We start from the raw sequence: 16,687 nt of genomic DNA on the forward strand, positions 1-16,687 counted from the left end.
CCACCATAGCGCAAGCGCAGGCTACCTTGAAGCGCGCCGGCGGCGCGCCCGGGCGCATGTCACCGCGGCCGGTTGCGCTCCCCGTCCTGGCATGCCGAGAACAATGCGCCCAGCGTCAGGTGTTCTGAGCACATCGCCTCGAGATCCACGCCGTAGCGGCCGCGGGCCTCGAGCGCCAGGGCTTCGAGTTCCATCGCATCCACCGCGATGCCGCCCTGGCGCGGATAGCGCGCGGTATAGATCCCCAGGATGCGGTCTTCCGGGGCGAATCGCAGCCGTTCGCCGGCATGCAGAAGAAAGCTGCCTGCGAACATGGCCAGGAAACGGCGGATGTCTTCCTTGCCTGCATTCGGAAATGCGCGCCTCCAGGCACGGCCCTGGCAGGGGCGGTGGCGGAGCGGCCCGGGGGCCCGTCTTCCGGCCCGCGAGATCCACAGCGCGCCTGCTGCCCTCAGGGCAGTCAATGCTTGCATGAACGTGAGGACGGAAGGCATGGGACGGGCTTGCACACCCGCCCAGGGACACAAGGGGCAGATTGCGGTGCAATCGTACCCGCGGACAGTCGTCAGGCCATGATCCACACCTTGCGTACCGTCTCGATGGTGCGCCAGGTGCCCACGTAGCCCGGCTTCATGATGAAGCAGTCGCCCGCTTTGAAGATCTTCGGCTCATGCCCGCGTTCGGTGATTTCCACCACGCCGGAGAGGATCAGGCAGAACTCCCAGGTCTCGCCCTTGATGGAGTGGTTGAGCCCCGGGGTGGCCTCCCAGACGCCTGCGCGGACGGCGCCGTTCTTGGCGCTGTCGATGTCCCAGTTGCGGCAGACGATGTCGCCCTCGATCACGCGCTCGGCGGGCGGGCGGTATTCCGGGGCTTCGCCGAGCTTGTCGAAGGGGAAGGTCACGAGCAAATCAGACATGGCGCGGTCCTGCAGGGAGGAAGAGAAAAGAAAAAACCCGTTGGGGCGATGCTCCGATGCTAGGCGGGGAGGGCGCCGGGAAGGTGCCGAAAACGCCCGCGCCGGCAGCGGCAAATGCGCTTTTGCAGCGGGTTCGCCAGCGCAATCTGCCGCACCCATCGGTGGATGCGGCCCCGGGCTGGGTAGGCGGCAGGCCGGAGCGCGCCCGTGTGCTCAGGGGCCGGCGGGTTCGATGCGGCTCGCGACGAAGCCGCCGGTATCGCGTTCCGCGAGGAAGCGCACCCGTGCTCCCGGCACCTGGGCTGTCGCAGGAGGCACCTCGCGCACGCGGAACACCATGGTCATGGGCGGCATGTCCAGGTTCCGCAGTTCACCGTGCCGCAGCGTGATGCGGCGGGTGGCGGCGTCCCAGCGCACGACTTCGCCCTCGCTCAGGTCCGGCGCCGGCTGCGCGCTTCCGGGGTTTGCGGCGGCACCATGGTCCGCATGGCCGGCAGCGGCCGCCTGCGCGGGATAGCTGGTGAACACACGTGCGCTGCCGTCACGGGCGACCAGCAGCACATCGTAGGCATCGCGGCGGCCACCGTAGAAAGCCCCGTCCATGCCCGGCGATCCCACTGGCATGCCCGGCACGGCCAGGCCCAGGGCCCGGGGCTTGTCACGCAGCAGGCGCTGCACATCGGCGGCGGGCACGTGGCCTTCGACCAGGTAGCCGCCGACGAGGGCGGTGTGGCAGGAGCCGAGCTTCTGCGGCAGGCCGAGCTTTTCGCGCACGGCGGCGTTGCCCGTGTCGTGCACGGTCGCTTTGAAGCCGTTGGCCTGCATGTGGTCCACCCAGTCCTTGCAGCAGCCGCAGTTCGGGTCTTTCCAGACTTCGATGGCGAGGGGCGCGGTGCTGGCAGCACGGGCGCGCAAGGGCAGGGCGGCGGCAACGGCTGCGGCGGTTGTGGCGCAGAGCGCGGTGCCCAGCCAGGCGCGGCGGGTCGCGCCGGGCGTGGTGCGGGTGAAGTGCATGGCGATGTGCTTCATGGCGGGTGTCCTTTGCGTGCGGAGCACGCGGCAGTGATGGAGTGGAAATCAGTAGTGCTGCGGGATGGCAGGGCGATCAGTGGTCGTGTCCATGGCCCTGCTGGCCTCCATGGCCGTGGCCCGGCTTGCGCACGCGGGCTGCGCCGTCGCCGGCACCCGCACCCGCATCCGCTGCCGGTGCGCCCGAGGCCCGTGGCGCGGGCGGCAGTGCGTCTGCGCCGCCCTGCCATTCATGCGCTCGTGTCCCGGGAGGCTGCACGTAGTCCCCCGGGTCGCGGAAATCCCTCGCGGCGAGGCCCTCGCGCACCTTGAGCACGCTGAACATGCCGCCCATTTCCAGCGGCCCGAAGGGGCCGGTGCCGGTCATCATCGGCAGGGTGTTCTCGGGCAGGGGCATCTCCATCGCACCCATGTCGGCCATGCCGCGCTCGCCCATCACCATGTAGTCGGGCACGATCTTCTGGATCCTGGCCACCAGGCCGCGGTGGTCCACGCCGATCATGGTCGGCACGTCGTGGCCCATGGCGCCCATGGTGTGGTGGCTCTTGTGGCAGTGCACGGCCCAGTCTCCGGGCTCGTCGGCCATGAACTCGATCTGCCGCATCTGGCCCACCGCGATATCGGTGGTCACCTCGGGCCAGCGCGCGGACGGGGGCACTGCGCCGCCGTCGGTGCCCGTCACTTCGAACTCGTGGCCATGCACGTGGATGGGGTGGTTGGTCATGGTGAGGTTGCCGATGCGCAGGCGCACGCGGTCGCCGCGCCGCGCCACGAAGGGATCGATGCCCGGGAACACGCGGCTGTTCCACGACCACACGTTGAAGTCCGTCATCTCGTTGATGCGCGGCGTCCGGCTGCCCGGCTCCACCGCGAAGGAACCGAGCAGGAAGGCGTAGTCGCGGTCGGCGGTGGCGATGCGCGGGTGCCGGCCGCGCGCGTCCAGGCGCGGGTGCGTGATCCACAGGCCCATCAGGCCCATGGCCATCTGCACCATTTCGTCGGCATGCGGGTGGTACATGAAGGTGCCGGGGCGGCGCGCGGTGAACTCGTACACGAAGGTCTTGCCCGCGGGAATCGCCGGCTGGTTGAGGCCGGAGACGCCGTCCATGCCGTTGGGCAGCCGCTGGCCGTGCCAGTGCACGCTGGTGTGCTCGGGCAGGCGGTTGGTGACGAAGATGCGCACGCGGTCACCCTCGACCACCTCGATCGTGGGTCCGGGGCTCTGGCCGTTGTAGCCCCAGAGGTTGACCTGGAAGCCGGGCGCGAACTCCCGCACCACGGGCTCGGCGACGAGGTGGAATTCCTTGACGCCGTCATTCATGCGCCAGGGCAGGCTCCAGCCGTTGAGGGTGACGACCGGGTGGAAGGGCTGGCCGGTGGGCGGTGGCGGCGGCACCTGGGTGCCGGCGCCCGCGGGCGCGGCGGCCTCGGGCAGGGATGCAAGGGCCGCGCGGCCCACCGAGGCGGCGGAGAGTGCGGCCACGGCCGTGGCGGCGCCGCCGAAGAAGTGTCTGCGTTGCATGGGTCAGTGGCCCGCGCCGGCCGGGGCCGCGCTGGACGAAGTGGAGGAGGACATGACGGAGGCGGAGGCCGCTGCGGCTGCGGCGGGCTGCGCGCCGGGCGAGGCGACCATGAGCGCAAACTGCAGGTCGGTGTCCGCGAGCCAGAAGTCGCGCCGCGCGGCGACGGCGTCGGCCACGGCCTGGGTGGTCTGCCGGGCCTGGGCGAGCAGGTCCCAGACGCTGGCGAGCATGCCGTTGTAGCGCAGCAGGGTCTCGTCCTGGATCTGCCGCTGCAGCGGCACGACGTGGCGCTCCTGCTCCTGCGCCAGCTCCCAGGCGGTGCGGTAGCCGCGCCATTGCATGCGCACTTCGGCACGGGCCTGCAGCGCGGTCTGCTGGAGCTGGGCTGCGCTCTCCTGCACGAGCCCCCGGGCACGGGCACTGGCAGCGCCACCCCAGTCGAAGAGCGGCAATGGCAGTTCCAGCTCCCAGCCGCGCTTGACTTCGGAGTGACCGTCGCCGCGCTCGGTGGTGGTGTCGCGCCGGTAGCCGATGCCGATGTCGCCGAAGAGCTGGCCGGCGCGGGCGACGCCCTGCTGGCCGGCCACGCGGTCCAGCCCGATGCGGGCCGCGCGCACATCCAGCCGTTCGCGCAGCGCGCGCTGCTCCAGCGCAACTGCGGCCATTGGCGCGGCGGGCAGGTCCGGCAGGCGTGGCGGCAGGGTGATCGCCTCGGCCGAGGTGCCCCAGAGGCCGAGGGCCAGCGCCAGCGCCTCGCGTTCCGTGTCTGCCGCGAGCCGTGCCCGTGCCAGCCGGGCACGCACGTCGGCCAACACAGCCTGCTCGCGCGCGGCCTGCAGCCGGCTCCAGTTGCCCACGCTGGCCATGCGGCGCGCCAGTTCGGCGCCGGCCTCGGCAGCATCGTGCATGCGCTCGTGGGCGGCGAGGGTTTCCTGCGCGGCGACGGCGCGCAGCCAGGCGCGGCGGGCATCGCTGGCGACGCGCGCGGCATCGGCCGCGGCGGCGAGCGTGTCCTGCTCCCGCAGGCTGCCGGCCCAGCGGCTGCGCCAGGGCAGGGCGATCAGGTCCACGAGGCTGAAGGTGATCGATCGTTCGATCTCGCGCTCGTGCGCGGTTGCGAGCCGCCCCAGGCCCAGCACCGGATTGGGCGGCGTGAGTGCCTGCACGCGCTCGGCGTCCTGCACGCCCAGGCGCGCCAGGCGGGCCTGGAGGCCGGGGTGGCGCAGCAGGGCGATGCGCACGGCGGCGTCCTGCGTGAGCGGCGCAGCCAGCCAACCGGCCACGGCTTCATCGGCGGCGCGTTGCGCTGCGGGATCGGTGGGGCGCAGGGCGGCGTGGTCGGCGCCGGCCGTGCGGCCCTGCAAGGTGGCCTGCACATCGCCGCGCAGCCCGTCGGGCGAGACGCTGGCGCAGCCTGCCAGCAGGAATGCGGCGGCCAGGGCCGGCCAGCGCGTCGGGCGAAGGCAAGGCATCGGTGTTGCGGTCATGGCTGGTGCCCTCCGGCGGGCGTGCCGTCATGGCCGTGGTAGTGCATGGCCGGGGCAGGCTCGGCGACCGCAGGTGGGGCCGTGGTGGGCATGGCCGAGGTATGCGCGGCGTGGTCCGGCGCCATGGTGGCGGTGGAGGCCTCTGCCGCGGAGCGGCGCCCCTGGCGTGCCTCCCAGGCTGCGATGTCGGCATGGCCGCGCGGGAAGGCGGCGACGGCTGCATGGGCATCGCGCCAGTCCCCCGGTGCGGTGTCCGCAGGCCAGGGTGGCAGCGCCGCGTGGCGCGGTGGCGTGGCGGGCGCATCCGGCAGCGCGGCATCGCCCTGGGCGGCAGCGGCCGGCGGGAAAGGCGGTTGCGCCTGCGCCGGCACGGTGGCGGGCACGATCAGCGCCGCGACGAGCGCGCAGCGGCGGAAGAACGAACGATGGAGACGGGAAGAAAAACGTCGGGAACGGGCGCGGGGCCCCGGGGTGTGCATGGAAAGTCTCTCCTGGGCTCGGAAGCGAAAGCGGAACGCGGCCGCGCCACCGTGCGCCAGGTTCTCCCGGAAGGGCACGGGCGGGGCGGACGCACTTCGGGCGTCGAGGCTCAGGAAATGGGTGGCTTGGTGGCCTGCGCGGGCAGGGCGCTCGCGAAGCGGACGGCTGCGGGCACGCGCAGGCCGCCGCCGTGGGAAACCGCGCCCGGGGCGGGCGCGGGAGGTGCCATCACCACCGTATGGCAGATCTCGCAATCGGCGCAGGCCGCATGCGCCGCGTGGTCGCCGGATGCGGCACCGCAGGCCGCGGTGGGCAGCCGGGCATGGGCTGTGACCTCGCCATGGCAGCTGGGTGTGCTCGTGATGGAGCCTGGAGATGCAGCGCCGTGCCCGCCATGGGCTGCATGCTCCGCGTGCGCCGAAACCGTACTGCCGGTATGTACAACGCCCGCCATCTGCGCGGCCATGGCCGGGCCCACGAGCCCGCGCAGGGCCATGAGCACGATCAACGCGAAGAAGACGAGGCGGCGGCGCATGGCCAGGATGATACGGCGTGCCTGGCGGGCGCGGTCACACGGCCATGTAGCGGCCGGGGCGATGGTTCATGGCCAGCACCAGGTTGAGCGCGACGGCGCCCACGATGGACCAGAGCACCCGTCCCGGCTCGACGGTGAACAGCGCCAGCAGCACGATCGCGCAGTCCACGGCCATCTGCACCTTGCCGGCGCGCCAGCCGTGGCGGTCCTGCAGGTAGAGCGCGAGAATGCCGACGCCGCCCAGGCTGCAGCGGTGGCGGAACAGCACGAGAAAACCCGTGCCCACGATGAGCCCGCCCGCCACGGCCGCGTAGAGCGGCTGCAGCGCCGACAGCTGCAAAAAGCGCGACTGTGCCTCGGTCATCAGCGAGAGCAGCAGCACCGCGATGAAGGTCTTCAGGGTGAACGCGCGCCCCATCTTGCGCCACGCCAGCCAGTAGAAAGGCAGGTTCAGCAGGAAGAACCACTTGCCGAAGCCGATGCCCGTGGCGTAGTGCAGCAAAAAGGCGATGCCCGCCGTGCCGCCCGTGAGCAGCCCCGCGCTGGTGAAGAAGGCCACCCCGACCGAGATCAGCAGCACGCCCGTGAACACGGCCAGGGTGTCTTCGGTGGCGCTGTGCGGGACCATGGCGGGAGCAGGGGCGGCAGAAGGAGGGCTCAGGGTCTGGCTCATGGGTGGCTAAAACGGAGGGGAGGCTGGCTGTACGAATGGGGCCCCGACGCCATGGCTCTGCGCGCCTGCATGGCATGCCCTGGCGGGCGGAAAGGTCTGCGATTGCAGCACGTGGCCGTGTCCGGCGGCTTGCGGTGCATCAAGCCGTTTTCCGCAGACAGGCGGGGTCCATGAATTCTAGGGTAAACCCTGAATCCATGGGGCCGCGCTGCGATGGGGCATGGGGCGTTCCCGGTCATGCCCGCTCCATGCAAGAACCGTACCCCTTTTCGCCAGTTGGCGGCGCCCCGCGGCTCAGCGTGCCGCTCCTCCCACGCCGCGCAGCATGCGCAGCCCGTTGGCCACCACCAGCAGGCTGGCGCCCATGTCGGCAAACACCGCCATCCACATGGTCGCCTGCCCCGCGAGCGCCAGGCCGAAGAACACCACCTTGATGCCCAGCGCCAGGGCGATGTTCTGCCACAGCACCGCGTGCGTGCGGTGCGAGAGGCGCACGGTCTCGGCCACGCGGCGCAGGTCGTCGTTCATGATGACGACGTCGGCGGTTTCCATCGCCACGTCGGTGCCGGCCGCACCCATGGCGAAGCCGATGTCGGCGCGCGCCAGCGCGGGCGCATCGTTGATGCCGTCCCCGGCCATGGCGGTCATGCCGTGCTTCTGCTGCAATGCGGCGATGGCCGAGAGCTTCTGCTCGGGCAGCAGGCCCGCCTGCACCTCCGAAATGCCTGCTTCCCGCGCGGCTGCCCGGGCCGCCGCCGCGTGGTCGCCCGTCAGCATGACCGGCACGATGCCCAGGGCGCGCAGGTCGGCCACGGCTTCCACCGCCTGCGGCCGCAGGGTGTCGGCCACGGCGAACAGCGCCCGCACGCCCTGGGCGTCGCCCAGCAGCGTCACGCTGCGGCCTTCGGATTCATGGGCCGCAGCGGCGGCCTCCACCGCGTCCGTCCACAGGCCGCGCTCCTGCGCCAGCCGCCGGTTGCCCAGGAACCAGGTCGCGCCGTGGATGCGGCCTTCCACGCCGCGGCCGGGCAGGGCGGTGAAGTCCTGCACTTCCGGCAGGTCGGCCGGCGCATCGCCGATGCCGGCCGCGATCGCCCTGGAGACCGGATGGTCCGAGCGCCCTGCCAGCGCGGCGGCCACGTCGGCGGCACCGTCCCCGCCGAAGCGTTCGCTGCCCACCAGCACGGGCCGGCCCGCCGTCACCGTGCCCGTCTTGTCGAAGGCCACGGCGCGCACGCCGCGGGCCCGCTCCAGCCACTGGCCGCCCTTGATCAGGATGCCGCGCCGCGCGCCCGCCGCGAGCCCGCTCACCACAGTCACCGGGGTGGCGATGACCAGTGCGCACGGGCAGGCGATCACCAGCAGCACGAGGGCTCGGTACAGGGCGTCCAGCCAGGCCCAGCCCAGCGCCAGGGGGGCACCCAACGCCACCATGGCCGCGAGCGCGAACACCGTGGGCGTGTAGATGGCGGCGAAGCGGTCCACGAAGCGCTGCATGGGCGCGCGCGAGCCCTGCGCCTCCTCCACCGCATGGATGATGCGGTCCAGCGTGGTGTTCCCGGCAGCGGCCGTGACGCGGAACTGGAGCTCGGATTGCGCATTGAGCGTGCCGGCATACAGCCCGTCGCCGGGCGCCTTGTCCACGGCCAGGCTTTCACCGGTCACGCTGGATTCGTCCACCGCTCCGCGGCCTTCCAGCACCACGCCGTCCAGCGGCACGCGCGCGCCGGGGCGCAGGCGCAGCACGCTGCCCACCGGCACCTCGGCCGCGGGCACCGTGCGCCAGCGGCCGTCCTCGCCGCGCAGTTCGGCCTGCTCGGGGCTCAGCGCCAGCAGCGCGCCGATGGCGTCCCGCGCGCGGCCCACGGCGCGGTCCTCGATGCGCTCGGCCAGGGCGTAGAGGGCCATCACCATGGCGGCCTCCGGCCACTGGCCGATCAGGAAGGCGCCCGTCACGGCCACGGCCATGAGCGCCGAAATGTCCAGGCGGCCACGCGCCAGCGAGCGCAGGCCGCTGCGGTACACGCCCAGCCCGGCCAGCAGGATGGCAACGGCCGCCACGGCCATGCCGGCGGCCTGCCAGGGCAGGGCGTCGGGAGCGAGCAGGTGCAGCAGCTCCGCGGCGGTCGCGGCGACCAGCGAGGCGCCGAGCCGGCCCCAGCCGGGCAGCATGCCATGGTCATGGTCGTGCCCATGGCTTCCGGCTGCCGCGCTGTCCGGGCCATGCGCATGGCCGTGGCCGCCGTCCCCATGGTCGTGGTCGCCATGCGATACCGCGGGCGACGGTGCGGGGGCCGCAGCTGCCCGGGGCGGCGCCCCGCATGCGCTGCCGCATCCGCAGGCCAGATCGATGCGTGCCTTGCCTCCCGGGGCGGCAGCCGCCGGAGAGCGGTCGGTGGAAGCCGTGCTTGCCATGGTGTGTTGTCCTTGCTTGGGGTGAATTCCGACAGGGGTCCGCAGCCGGACCGTGCCATCATTGGAAACCTTCAAGCCGCTTCAAGGTCAAGCCGTGTCCGCCGCAAGCCCCCACCACCGTATCGGCGATGCCGCCCGCCTCTCCGGCGTGCCCACCGCCAACATCCGTTACTACGAGAAGGAAGGGCTGCTGCCCGCCCAGGCCCGCGCCGACAACCGCTACCGCCTCTACAGTGAAGACGAAATCCACCGCCTGCGGTTCATCCGCCTGTGCCGCGCCATGGACATGTCGCTGGACGAAGTGCGCACGCTGCTCTCGCTCGGCCGGGGGGCGGACACCGCCGCGGACCATGCGGCCTGCGCCACGGTGGACGAGCACCTGCTGCACGTGCGCACCCGCCTGCGGGAGCTGCAGGCGCTGGAGGCCCAGCTGCTGTCGCTGCGTGGACGCTGTGACGGCACCGACGGCAGCCGCTGCCACGTGATCGAGGCCCTCCATGACCGTGCCGATGCCGATCCCCTGCCGCTGCCCGATCCGCCGGCGCGCCGGCATGTGTGACCGCCTTCCGCCGATGCGCGTGCAGCCGCCTCCGACCGGAATCCCGTCCGCCCGCTGCCTGGCCAGGGGGGCCGCATGAGCGCCGGAACAGGCACGCTGCCCCCATGGACCGACCGGCTGTGGCGCGCCGCGCGCGGCTGGGCGCTGGCCTGGTGGCGCATCGTCTACCTGGGCGCGGTGGTGGCGGTGCTGATGCTGTCGCCGTCCAGCTACGGGCGGTCCACCCGCGTGCGCCTGGCGCGCCACATGTACATCGACACGGCGCCCCTGCTGCTGGGCTTCACCGCGCTGGTGGCACTCATCTGCCTGGTGGTCACGCACATCGTCGTCGTCACCGCGCGCAGCTACGGCCTGTCGCACTATGCGCTGCAGATGGTGGTGCGGGTGCTCGTGCTGGAGCTGATCCCGCTCACGGCGGCGCTGTTCGTGGCGCTGCGCACCACGATCCCGGGCGGCACCCAGCTGGCCCTCATGCGCCAGTCGGGCCACTGGGATGCGCTGCGCGCGCGGGGCGCCGACCCTGTCCGCGTGGAACTTCTGCCGCGCGTCGTGGCCGGCATCTACGCCAGCATCACGCTCGCCGCGCTGTCGTGCGTGGTGGCCCTCGTCATGGCCTACCTGGGCGTCTATGGGGCGAGCACGGCGGGCGTGCCCGCCTACACCCGCATGTTCGGCCAGGTGTTCACGCCGCCCGTCACCCTGCTGTTCGCGCTCAAGACCCTGCTGTTCAGCCTGGCTGTCGCGCTCATTCCCATGGCCGCGGGCCTACATGCCACGGGCGACCCGCGCGCCCGCTCCGAACTCGGCGGCTTCGCACGCATGTTCGCGGTGCTGCTGCTGATCGAGATCGCCTCGCTCATGGGCAACTATTACTGACCGACGTTTTCCCGGACCGTTTCCGATGCACGACCACCATTCCCCGCCGCCGCAGCAACCCCCTGCCGGGGCGCCCGCCTCCGAACCGGCGGAGGCATTGCTGCGCCCCGTGGCCCACCTGGAGCGCAAGGCCGCCGCGCTGCTGCTCTTCACCCTGGCGCTGATCATCGGCTCGGGCGTGTACCTGCTCTACGCGCGCGGCGTGTTCGAGCCCACGCAGCAACTGGTACTCACCGCCGATGACTCCGAGGGCGTGGTCGCCGGTATGGACATGACGTTCTCGGGCTTCCCCATCGGCCGGGTTCGCCGCACCGAACTCGCCGAGGACGGCGACGTGCGCATCCTGATCGACGTGCCGCGCAAGGACGCGCACTGGCTGCGGGAATCCAGCGTGTTCACGCTGGTGCGCGGCATCGTGGGCGGCACCACGATCAAGGCCTACAGCGGCATCCTGACCGATCCGCCGCTGCCCGACGGCGCGGTGCGTCCGGTGCTGCGCGGCGACGCCACGGCCGAGATCCCGCAGCTGATGTCGGCCGCGCGCGAACTGCTGTCCAACCTGCAGGCCCTCACCGCACAGGATGCCGCCCTGGGCGGTACGCTCGCCAACGTGCGCACCCTCACCGAGCGGCTGAACGCGCCCGGCGGCGCCCTCGGCGTACTGATGGGCAGCGAGGCCGAAGCGCGCAAGATCGCCACCACGCTGGACCGCACCAACCAGCTGCTGGCGCGCATCGACGGCATGGCGGCCAAGGCGGACCGCCAGGTCTTCGGCACGGCCGGCGAGGCGGGCCTCGTGACCGATGTGCGCGCCACCGTGGTGCAGCTCAATGGCCTGCTCGCGGACACCCGCCAGAGCCTGGCCAAGGTGGACGCCGTGCTGGCCGAAGCCCAGGCCATCGGGGCCAATGCCCGCGAGGCCACCACCGACCTCGGCGCCCTGCGCGCCGATGTCGAAAGCAACCTGCGCAAGGTCGAGAGCCTGGTCAACGAGATCCAGCGCAAATGGCCCTTCGCGCGCGACACCCGGATCCAGCTGCCATGAGTCCCGTACCCGCGTTCTGCCGGCCTGACCGGCCCTGCCTGTCCAGCCGCCCCGGCGTGCTTCTGTCCGCCGTGCTGGCTGCCGCGCTGGCCGCCGGCTGCGCCCAGCGTCCCCCTGCACCCGAATGGGAGGTGAATGCCCGTGGCGCCGCCGACCGGGCCACGCAGGCCTACCTGTCCGGCAACGACCGCGTCGCAGCGCAGGAATGGCGACGCGCCCGCGAGGAGACGGCCCGTACCGCGCGGCCCGACCTGCTGGCCCGGGTCGTGCTGCTGGAGTGCGCCACGCGGGTCGCCAGCCTGGCGCAGGTGGGGTGCCCCGATTTCGCGCCTCTGCGCAGCGGCGCGGCCGACGCCGAGCGCGCGTATGCGGACTATCTGGAAGGCCGTGCCGGTGGGGCGGAGGCTGGGCTTCTGCCGCCCGCCCAGCGGGCCACTCTGACCGGAGGGGCTCCGGCGCTGGCCGGTGTGGAGGACCCGCTGGCACGGCTGCTGGCCGCCGCGGTACTGCACGTACGGGGACAGGGCGGCCCGGAAGTGCCGCAACACGCCATCGAGGCCGCGTCGTCCCAGGGATGGCGCAGGCCGCTGATGGCATGGCTGCTGCTGGCAGAGAGGGACGCCCGGGCCGTGGGAGACACCCCGCGTGCGGACCATCTGCGGCAGAGGCTGGATGTGCTCGAACAGGGAGGCTCTGGAGGAGCGCGGTAACACGCTGTCCGGCGGCTCCCGGTCAGCCAGGAACCGGGAAGGCCCGGGTGGTGCCAAGCGCCTCGCTCAAGGGGAGGAAATCGGATCGCCCGGCAGGAACTGTTCCAGATCCTGCGGGATGCGCACCAGGGAATCCGCCGCCTGGACGGCTTCGTCGGGGACGAGGTTCATCGCCGTGGCGGCCACCGCCAGCAATACCGTGGTGGTGAACGCGATGAACGCGCGGGGGCCGGTGTAGCGGTTGCGTTGCATGGCTGTCTCCTTGGGACGGAAGGGTGGTCGGGCGGGTAATGGGTGGTGTTGATGCCATTACATGCCGGCCGGCCGCCCGCGTCTGTCGGACACGTCCTCGCGGACGTGTGCTGCAACGGGAGTTACCCTTGGTTTCGCCGTGCGGGATGCCGTGTAGGACGGCAGGGTCATCCGCCTGCCGCCGGGACCAGCCGGCGGACGAGGGCGGAGGCCGTGAGCGTATTGCCCGGCGGCCACTGGTCGGCTGCCCGTCCATGGGCATAACAGGCGGCGGTGGCCGCCTCGAACGCTGCATCGCTGCCTTCGGTCCGGCCCGCCCACAGCGCTGCCAGGAACCCCGCCAGCACGTCCCCGGTGCCCCCCGTGGCCAGGCGCCCGTTGCCCGTGGGATTGATGTGCGGCGGCCGGTCCGGCGCGGCCACCACGCTGCCGGAACCCTTCAGCACGACGGCGCACCGGAAGCGCTCGGCCAGTGCCCGGGCAGCACCCAGCCGGTCGGCCTGCACGGCGGCCGTGTCGCTGCCCAGCAGCCGCGCGGCTTCCAGGGGGTGGGGGGTGAGCACGGTGGGCAGGGGGCCATGGCGCTGGTCGCGCCCGCGCAACTGCGCTGCCAGGCTGGCATCCCGGGCCACGGCGTTCAGCCCGTCCGCATCCAGCACCAGCCGGGGCGCCTCGGCCAGCACGCGCGGCAGCACCTCCCGCACCGCCTCGCCGCCGCCGCAGCCGCAGGCCACCGTAGCGCCGCCGAGTTCGAGGGCGTCGAAGCGGCGCAGCATGCATTCCGGCTGCAGCGGGTCCACGGGCAGGGTGTCCGTCCCGCCAGCGTCCAGCAGCGCCACGACCACCCTCCCCGCGCCGCCGTGCAGTGCGGCGGAGGCCGCCAGCAGCGCGGCCCCGGTCATGCCCTGGCCCCGGGCACCGATGGCCTCGCCGCCCACCACCGCCACATCGCCGTGGCTGCCCTTGTGGGAGGCATGGGCCCGCCGCACGGGCTCGCCAGGACCGGCCAGCCACGCCGACGGAGGCTGGGACGACGCGTCCACGCCCAGGTCGTCCCACCAGACGGTACCTGTGGCATCCCGGCCCTGGCCCGTGAACCATCCGGGCTTGAGGGTCAGCAGCCCCAGCGTGTGCCGCGTGCCCGGGCGCGCGTGCACCGGCGGCGCGAGGCCGGGAAGGTACTGGCCCGTATCGGCCTGCAGGCCCGAGGGACCGTCCACGCAGAGGAGGGGGGCGCCGCTGTCCTGCAGCGCGCGCAGCAGCGCGGCCAGCTCCGGCGAGGGCGCACTGGAGCGGGCGGCCGCCCCGATGCCCAGCAGGGCATCGATGCACAGATCGTCCGGCCCGAGCTCCGCGGGTGCATGGTCGATGAAGGGCACTTGCGCGCCCCGGGCGCGCTCCCAGGCCCGGCGTGCGTCGGCGGGGGCGGCATCCGGCCGGCCCAGCCAGGTCACCTGCACCCGCACGCCGCGGCGCGCCAGCTGCGCCGCCGCTTCGAGCCCGTCGCCGCCGTTGTTGCCGCCGCCGCACGCGATCCACACCTGCCGCGCGTGCGGCGCCACCGCCAGCGCCAGGCGCGCTACCGCCAGCCCCGCGCGCTCCATCAGCGCGCCGGCCGGCAGCGATCCCAGCGCGGCCTGCTCTATGCGGCGGGTCGCCGGGACGTCGAACAGCGGATGGGGACGGTCGGGTGCGATGCGGATCATGGACATGCGGCAGGCTTTCCTTCGGGAAGGCCATTGTGGACCGCTCGCGGTCCGTCCCGCACCGGTCAGAACCTGCGCAGGCCGAAGGGCTGCAGGTCCGTCTCGGGCACCCGCTGGGCGACCAGGTCGGCCACCGCGCGGGCGCTGCCGCAGGCCAGGGCCCAGCCGCACGCGCCGTGCCCGGCGTTGATCCAGACTCCCGGCACCCCGGCGGCGCCGACCACCGGCAGCCCGTCCGGAAGCATGGGCCGCGCCCCGCGCCAGGTCTGTACCTGCGGCGATGACCACTGTGCGCCGCCGGGGAACCAGCCCGAGGCCGCGTTGTAGAGCGTCTGCAGGGTGGGGGCGTGGGGCGTGGCGCCGCCGGGGCCCAGTTCCGCGCCGCCGGCCACCCGCACCCGCTGTCCCTGCCGGGTGACGGTGATGCGGTGCAGGGGGTCGATCACCGTGCCCTGCGGGGCGTGGGTGTCCTCGCGCACAGGTGCGCTCAGGGTGTAGCCGTGCAGCGCCGCCAGCGGCATCGAAGGGCCGGTGCCCCGCAGCAGGGCGGCGGCCGACACGCCCGCGCACACCACCACCGCGTCGAAACGGCGCGCGTCGCGTTCGCCGGCCAGCCGCACGCCGGCCGGGCCGCCCTGCAGCGCTTCCACGCGCGACTGGAACAGGAACTGCACGCCGCGCTCCTGGGCTGCGTAGCGCAGCATCTGGGCGAAGAGGCGGCAATTGCCGGATTCGCCGTCCGGCAGATGCAGCGCGCCCGCCAGTTCGTTGTCCGATGCCAGTCCGGGTTCGATGAGGCGGGCGGTATCGGCATCCACGTCGAGCACGTTCAGCCCGGTTTCCCGCAGGATGCGTGCGGCCGGCTGCACGCGGTCCAGGTCGGCGGGCGCGCGCAGCAGCACCAGCACGCCGCGGCTGCTCTCCGGGTCCAGCTCGAGGGCCTGCGCCACCTGCCGCATGCGGATGTGGCTGTAGTGTCCGAACCGGGCCAGCGCGGCGACGGAGGATTCGGCCATGCCCCCGCGCGCCGCCCGGCGGCGGCGCCACAGCCAGCGCAGGTCGGCGAGCCCGGCCCCCTGGGCCAGGCGGACGGAGGCGTGGCGGCCCAGCAGCCTCTGCCGCGCGGGGCCGCCGACGGCCGGCAATGCCCAGGGAATCAGGGCGGCGGGGGCGAGCAGCCCTGCGTTGGCGAAGCTGGCCTCTTCGGCGGCGGCGCCGCGCTGCTCGAAGACGGTGACGGCGTGTCCGTCGCAGGCCAGTTCATAAGCGGTGGCGGTGCCGACGATTCCGGCACCGACGATGGCGATGTGCATGGTGGGTGGGGGCCGCCTCCGGTAGGCCGGGGCGGACCCGCTTCTGGGGTTCTGGAAGGGCCGCGGGACGCCGACCGCCCCGCCGCGGGAGAGCGGCGGCGGGAAGTGCCTGCGACCCGGTATGCTAGAATCTCGGGGTTTTGCTGTGAGGGGCGCCTCTTTTGTCGGGGGCGTCAGCATCGGCGGAACATTCGAGCCAACGCAAACGCGAACCGGCCCTATCAAGGTGCCGCCCCAGTCGAGTCGATCTTTCGATCGTTGCCGGGCGGTTAGCGGGGCCGGATTTTAGACCCAACCTTTGGAGAATACCCATGTCCGTCACCATGCGCGAAATGCTGGAAGCCGGTGTCCACTTCGGCCACCAGACCCGCTTCTGGAACCCCAAGATGGCCCCGTTCATCTTCGGCCATCGCAACAAGATCCACATCATCAACCTGGAAAAGTCGCTGCCGATGTTCCAGGAGGCGCAGAAGTTCGCCAAGCAGCTCACGGCCAACCGCGGCACCATCCTGATGGTCGGCACGAAGCGCCAGGCCCGCGAGATCCTGGCCACCGAGGCGCAGCGCGCCGGCGTGCCCTACGTCGACCAGCGCTGGCTGGGCGGCATGCTGACCAACTTCAAGACCGTCAAGACCTCCATCAAGCGCCTGAAGGACATGAAGGCCCAGCAGGAAGCCGGCCTGGAGTCCATGAGCAAGAAGGAACAGCTCACGTTCACCCGCGAGATCGAGAAGCTCGAGAAGGACATCGGCGGCATCCAGGACATGAACGCCCTGCCGGACGCCATCTTCATCATCGACGTGGGCTTCCACAAGATCGCCGTCGCCGAAGCCAAGAAGCTGGGCATCCCGCTGATCGGCGTGGTGGACTCCAACCACTCCCCTGAAGGCATCGACTACGTGATCCCCGGCAACGACGACTCGGCCAAGGCCGTGGCGCTGTACGCCCGCGGCATCGCCGACGCGATCATCGAAGGCCGTGCCAACGCCGTGAACGATGTGGTCAAGGCCGCCGCTCCCGAAGGCTCGGACGAATTCGTGGAAGTGGAAGAATCCGCTGCCTGAAGGCCCGGCCGCGCGACCTGTCGCGAATGAAAGAGGGGCTCCTGGTTAGCCCCCTTTTTTTTAGCCTTGAATCCTGTAACGAACTGAAATCTGGAGAATTA

General features: G+C 72.2%; 17 protein-coding genes and 1 pseudogene. 5 read left to right on the plus strand and 13 right to left on the minus strand.

Going from position 1 to position 16,687, the window contains the following annotated elements:
* Positions 1 to 59: 59 nt before the first annotated feature.
* From ACGHC0_RS09265 to ACGHC0_RS09310, 10 genes and pseudogenes are all read right to left on the minus strand, one after another.
* Complete coding sequence (locus ACGHC0_RS09265; RefSeq protein ID WP_415268032.1) at positions 60 to 314, minus strand: hypothetical protein; 255 nt, start codon at positions 312 to 314, stop codon at positions 60 to 62.
* Positions 315 to 565: 251 nt separating this feature from the next.
* Positions 566 to 919, minus strand: a complete 354-nt coding sequence (locus ACGHC0_RS09270) for a cupin domain-containing protein (protein ID WP_368354949.1) — start codon at positions 917 to 919, stop codon at positions 566 to 568.
* Positions 920 to 1,132: 213 nt separating this feature from the next.
* Positions 1,133 to 1,447: a copper-binding protein gene (locus ACGHC0_RS09275; protein ID WP_415268395.1), complete on the minus strand. Its 315-nt coding sequence runs from the start codon at positions 1,445 to 1,447 to the stop codon at positions 1,133 to 1,135.
* Positions 1,433 to 1,933: pseudogene (locus tag ACGHC0_RS09280) on the minus strand (DUF411 domain-containing protein); the annotation flags it as partial. The pseudogene ACGHC0_RS09280 and the gene ACGHC0_RS09275, both read right to left, overlap by 15 nt.
* A 91-nt stretch (positions 1,934 to 2,024) precedes the next feature.
* Entirely contained in the window at positions 2,025 to 3,470 is a 1,446-nt protein-coding gene (locus tag ACGHC0_RS09285) for a multicopper oxidase family protein (protein ID WP_415268033.1), read from the minus strand.
* Between the two features lie 3 nt (positions 3,471 to 3,473).
* Complete coding sequence (locus ACGHC0_RS09290; RefSeq protein ID WP_415268034.1) at positions 3,474 to 4,958, minus strand: TolC family protein; 1,485 nt, start codon at positions 4,956 to 4,958, stop codon at positions 3,474 to 3,476.
* Positions 4,955 to 5,437, minus strand: coding sequence for a hypothetical protein (locus tag ACGHC0_RS09295; RefSeq protein WP_415268035.1), 483 nt, complete (start codon positions 5,435 to 5,437; stop codon positions 4,955 to 4,957). Before ACGHC0_RS09295 ends, ACGHC0_RS09290 begins: the two co-directional genes overlap by 4 nt.
* Before the next feature lie 110 nt (positions 5,438 to 5,547).
* Positions 5,548 to 5,973 (minus strand): hypothetical protein, encoded by a 426-nt coding sequence (locus tag ACGHC0_RS09300; RefSeq protein ID WP_415268036.1) that lies wholly within the window; start codon positions 5,971 to 5,973, stop codon positions 5,548 to 5,550.
* Between the two features lie 34 nt (positions 5,974 to 6,007).
* The gene (locus ACGHC0_RS09305; protein WP_368354954.1) at positions 6,008 to 6,646 is read right to left on the minus strand and encodes a YitT family protein; all 639 of its coding nucleotides are present in this window, start codon (positions 6,644 to 6,646) and stop codon (positions 6,008 to 6,010) included.
* A 294-nt stretch (positions 6,647 to 6,940) separates the two neighbouring features.
* Positions 6,941 to 9,061, minus strand: coding sequence for a heavy metal translocating P-type ATPase (locus tag ACGHC0_RS09310; protein ID WP_415268037.1), 2,121 nt, complete (start codon positions 9,059 to 9,061; stop codon positions 6,941 to 6,943).
* Positions 9,062 to 9,155: 94 nt separating this feature from the next.
* Here ACGHC0_RS09310 and ACGHC0_RS09315 point away from each other — a divergent pair, with 94 nt between their 5' ends.
* From ACGHC0_RS09315 to ACGHC0_RS09330, 4 genes are all read left to right on the plus strand, one after another.
* Positions 9,156 to 9,620, plus strand: coding sequence for a Cd(II)/Pb(II)-responsive transcriptional regulator (locus ACGHC0_RS09315; RefSeq protein ID WP_415268038.1), 465 nt, complete (start codon positions 9,156 to 9,158; stop codon positions 9,618 to 9,620).
* A gap of 75 nt (positions 9,621 to 9,695) precedes the next feature.
* Complete coding sequence (locus tag ACGHC0_RS09320) at positions 9,696 to 10,496, plus strand: MlaE family ABC transporter permease (RefSeq protein ID WP_415268039.1); 801 nt, start codon at positions 9,696 to 9,698, stop codon at positions 10,494 to 10,496.
* Between the two features lie 25 nt (positions 10,497 to 10,521).
* Positions 10,522 to 11,541 carry an MlaD family protein gene (locus tag ACGHC0_RS09325; protein WP_415268040.1) on the plus strand — a complete coding sequence of 340 codons (1,020 nt, stop codon included), beginning with the start codon at positions 10,522 to 10,524 and terminating at the stop codon, positions 11,539 to 11,541.
* Positions 11,538 to 12,251 carry a hypothetical protein gene (locus ACGHC0_RS09330; protein ID WP_415268041.1) on the plus strand — a complete coding sequence of 238 codons (714 nt, stop codon included), beginning with the start codon at positions 11,538 to 11,540 and terminating at the stop codon, positions 12,249 to 12,251. The genes ACGHC0_RS09325 and ACGHC0_RS09330 overlap by 4 nt, the downstream gene beginning before the upstream one ends.
* Before the next feature lie 66 nt (positions 12,252 to 12,317).
* On the opposite strand, the gene ACGHC0_RS09335 is transcribed toward ACGHC0_RS09330, so the two are convergent.
* The 3 genes from ACGHC0_RS09335 to ACGHC0_RS09345 all read right to left on the minus strand — a co-directional run bounded on the left by ACGHC0_RS09335 (position 12,318) and on the right by ACGHC0_RS09345 (position 15,522).
* Positions 12,318 to 12,503, minus strand: a complete 186-nt coding sequence (locus tag ACGHC0_RS09335) for a hypothetical protein (RefSeq protein WP_013594194.1) — start codon at positions 12,501 to 12,503, stop codon at positions 12,318 to 12,320.
* 167 nt (positions 12,504 to 12,670) lie between these two features.
* Positions 12,671 to 14,209, minus strand: a complete 1,539-nt coding sequence (locus ACGHC0_RS09340; protein ID WP_415268396.1) for an NAD(P)H-hydrate dehydratase — start codon at positions 14,207 to 14,209, stop codon at positions 12,671 to 12,673.
* A 65-nt stretch (positions 14,210 to 14,274) separates the two neighbouring features.
* Positions 14,275 to 15,522, minus strand: a complete 1,248-nt coding sequence (locus ACGHC0_RS09345; protein WP_415268042.1) for an FAD-dependent oxidoreductase — start codon at positions 15,520 to 15,522, stop codon at positions 14,275 to 14,277.
* 311 nt (positions 15,523 to 15,833) lie between these two features.
* Between ACGHC0_RS09345 and rpsB the strand changes: the two genes are divergently transcribed.
* Positions 15,834 to 16,586 (plus strand): 30S ribosomal protein S2, encoded by a 753-nt coding sequence (rpsB, locus tag ACGHC0_RS09350; protein WP_415268043.1) that lies wholly within the window; start codon positions 15,834 to 15,836, stop codon positions 16,584 to 16,586.
* The last annotated feature ends 101 nt before the right edge of the window (positions 16,587 to 16,687 follow it).

Source organism: Acidovorax sacchari, assembly GCF_042847045.1.
GTDB lineage: Bacteria > Pseudomonadota > Gammaproteobacteria > Burkholderiales > Burkholderiaceae_C > Paracidovorax > Paracidovorax sacchari.

Bases quoted from the DNA above. Each gene is read 5' to 3' on its own strand.
- ACGHC0_RS09330 (WP_415268041.1), top strand. From the start codon at position 11,538: ATGAGTCCCGTACCCGCGTTCTGCCGGCCTGACCGGCCCTGCCTGTCC.
- ACGHC0_RS09295 (WP_415268035.1), bottom strand. From the start codon at position 5,437: ATGCACACCCCGGGGCCCCGCGCCCGTTCCCGACGTTTTTCTTCCCGT.
- ACGHC0_RS09300 (WP_415268036.1), bottom strand. From the start codon at position 5,973: ATGCGCCGCCGCCTCGTCTTCTTCGCGTTGATCGTGCTCATGGCCCTG.
- ACGHC0_RS09305 (WP_368354954.1), bottom strand. From the start codon at position 6,646: ATGAGCCAGACCCTGAGCCCTCCTTCTGCCGCCCCTGCTCCCGCCATG.
- ACGHC0_RS09285 (WP_415268033.1), bottom strand. From the start codon at position 3,470: ATGCAACGCAGACACTTCTTCGGCGGCGCCGCCACGGCCGTGGCCGCA.
- ACGHC0_RS09265 (WP_415268032.1), bottom strand. From the start codon at position 314: ATGTTCGCAGGCAGCTTTCTTCTGCATGCCGGCGAACGGCTGCGATTC.
- ACGHC0_RS09270 (WP_368354949.1), bottom strand. From the start codon at position 919: ATGTCTGATTTGCTCGTGACCTTCCCCTTCGACAAGCTCGGCGAAGCC.
- ACGHC0_RS09345 (WP_415268042.1), bottom strand. From the start codon at position 15,522: ATGCACATCGCCATCGTCGGTGCCGGAATCGTCGGCACCGCCACCGCT.
- ACGHC0_RS09320 (WP_415268039.1), top strand. From the start codon at position 9,696: ATGAGCGCCGGAACAGGCACGCTGCCCCCATGGACCGACCGGCTGTGG.
- ACGHC0_RS09325 (WP_415268040.1), top strand. From the start codon at position 10,522: ATGCACGACCACCATTCCCCGCCGCCGCAGCAACCCCCTGCCGGGGCG.
- ACGHC0_RS09290 (WP_415268034.1), bottom strand. From the start codon at position 4,958: ATGACCGCAACACCGATGCCTTGCCTTCGCCCGACGCGCTGGCCGGCC.
- ACGHC0_RS09335 (WP_013594194.1), bottom strand. From the start codon at position 12,503: ATGCAACGCAACCGCTACACCGGCCCCCGCGCGTTCATCGCGTTCACC.
- rpsB (WP_415268043.1), top strand. From the start codon at position 15,834: ATGTCCGTCACCATGCGCGAAATGCTGGAAGCCGGTGTCCACTTCGGC.
- ACGHC0_RS09340 (WP_415268396.1), bottom strand. From the start codon at position 14,209: ATGATCCGCATCGCACCCGACCGTCCCCATCCGCTGTTCGACGTCCCG.
- ACGHC0_RS09310 (WP_415268037.1), bottom strand. From the start codon at position 9,061: ATGGCAAGCACGGCTTCCACCGACCGCTCTCCGGCGGCTGCCGCCCCG.